General features: G+C 64.7%; 1 protein-coding gene. It reads left to right on the top strand.

Annotated elements, in window-relative coordinates; all coding sequences use genetic code 11:
• Window positions 1–227, top strand: a 227-nt coding sequence (locus tag C7C46_RS36100; protein ID WP_220040752.1) for a hypothetical protein, incomplete at its 5' end; no start/stop codon positions are given.
• Window positions 228–241: the final 14 nt, after the last annotated feature.

Below are 241 nucleotides of genomic sequence, written 5' to 3'. Positions count from 1 at the left end.
CCGAGGGCCTACGGGAGATAACCCGCCACCTCCTGCCCGTCCGCCGCAAACGCTCCAACGCGCGCGTCGTCAAACGCAAGATGTCCAACTTCGGCGTCAAACGCGCCAAGCACCGGCTCTGGCCACAGCCCACCCGGAACCCTGCCGAAGCCGTCAGCATTGCCCCGCACTACCGCACCGCTCCCATCAACCCACCGACCAAGGCCCCACATGGCTCAGATGCTTAAGTCACTGGTATTGC

The organism is Streptomyces tateyamensis, assembly GCF_003205575.1.
Classification (GTDB): domain Bacteria; phylum Actinomycetota; class Actinomycetes; order Streptomycetales; family Streptomycetaceae; genus Kitasatospora; species Kitasatospora tateyamensis.
This window is presented reverse-complemented; position numbering and strand designations above follow the sequence as displayed.